Here is a 1,835-nt window from a genome sequence, read left to right as displayed (position 1 = left end):
GAGCAACTAAGTTGCTCCCTTTTTTATTATACCAATTCGCTTAATTAAATGATCTCTTTGAGGGTGGAAAAACGTGTTGATAGCTAGGCAAAAATTCGATATTTAGTTGTTCTAAATGAGAATTTTTTAACGCCGGTAGCAACACGTTTAGCCCCGCAAAATGATTAAGTATTATTGCGGATTGGTATTAATTACTACTCATTTTAAAATAAATAGTAATTGCTAATTAAAGCTCTTTTTCTACTTCATCAAATAAAGCAGTGATGTTTTGCTCAGGCTCTTTTGTTACTAAGCTAACAACAACAATTGCAATACTCGCTAAAATAAAGCCCGGTACTATTTCGTACATAAAGCTACTTAAGCTTTCACCATTGATAGTAAATGGTCCATATATCCAAATTAGCACAGTAAATGCGCCTACTAACATACCAGCTAACGCACCAGCAAAGTTCATGCGTTTCCAATAAAGGCTAAACAATACAAGAGGTCCAAACGCAGCACCAAAGCCAGCCCACGCATTACTTACTAGGTCTAAAATAGAGCTATCTCTGTCGTAAGCTAAATAAATAGCGAACATAGCAACTACGGCAACACTAATACGGCCAACAGCAACTAGCTCTTTATCACTGGCATCTTTACGTAAGAATGTTTTATAGAAATCTTCTGTTAATGAACTTGAACTAACCAATAATTGAGATGAGATAGTACTCATAATCGCAGCCAAAATTGCAGCAAGTAAAAAGCCAGCAATAAGTGGGTGGAACAGCAACTCAGAAAGAATTAAGAAAATTGTTTCAGGGTCTTCAACTACAATGTTGTTCTCATAAGTATAAGCTGCACCAAATATACCAGTACCAACAGCACCAATGGCAGCAACAATCATCCATGTCATACCAATACGGCGTGCTTTAGGCATATCTTTAACACTACGTACCGACATAAAACGAACAATGATATGTGGTTGGCCAAAATAACCTAAACCCCAAGCCATTGCAGAAATAATACCTAATGCAGAACCTGCACCAATCCAGTTAAGCATATCTGGATTTACGCTATGTAAAGTTGATTCTAAAGGTTGTTCAAGCAAAGAGTATGCAACCGTTGGTACTAGAATAAGTGCAATGAACATAATACAACCTTGCACAAAGTCAGTTAAGCTTACAGCTAAAAAACCACCAAACAAGGTATATAAAACAACTACGCCCGTTGTAATGTATAAACCCATTTCATAAGTTAAACCAAATGAGCTTTCAAACAATTTACCACCAGCGACAACACCAGATGAAGTATAAAGAGTAAAGAAAACAATAATTACCACAGCTGATACAACACGTAATAGGTTGGATTTATCATTGAAGCGATTTGAAAAGTAGTCTGGGATGGTTATAGAGTCATTTGCTTTTTCAGTGTAAACACGTAATCTCGGTGCAACTAACAGATAATTTAACCAAGCACCAATCACCAAGCCAATTGCTATCCATGTACTACTAAAACCAGTAACAAACATCGCACCAGGTAGGCCCATTAAAATCCAGCCACTCATATCAGATGCACCTGCAGACAGTGCAGCTACACTTGGAGATAGATTTCGTCCACCTAACATGTAACCAGATACATCGTCAGTAGATTGCTTATATGCATATAGTCCGATACCTAACATTACAATAAAATATAATGCTAGTGAAATAATCATTCCTGTTTCCAAATTAGCCTCCGCATAATTATTAATAATAGGCTTTAATCCAAATAATGACTCTTAAAATTTTATAGTTAAGACACTATTGGGGTAAAAACCATTCTCGCTGACTATATCATGCTTGATAATAAAATCTCCA

The 1,835-nt window shown here is 36.3% G+C and carries 1 protein-coding gene; it reads right to left on the bottom strand.

Annotation, left to right across the window (positions count from 1 at the left end; all coding sequences use genetic code 11):
- Positions 1-226 precede the first annotated feature (226 nt).
- Positions 227-1,705, bottom strand: coding sequence for a sodium/proline symporter PutP (putP, locus tag H5072_RS18365; RefSeq protein ID WP_149602304.1), 1,479 nt, complete (start codon positions 1,703-1,705; stop codon positions 227-229).
- Positions 1,706-1,835 lie beyond the last annotated feature (130 nt).

This window comes from Pseudoalteromonas sp. SR45-5 (genome assembly GCF_014163565.1).
In the GTDB taxonomy this organism is placed as follows: domain Bacteria; phylum Pseudomonadota; class Gammaproteobacteria; order Enterobacterales; family Alteromonadaceae; genus Pseudoalteromonas; species Pseudoalteromonas distincta.
Note: the sequence above shows the minus strand (reverse complement) of the source record. Positions and strands in the feature narration are given on the sequence as shown.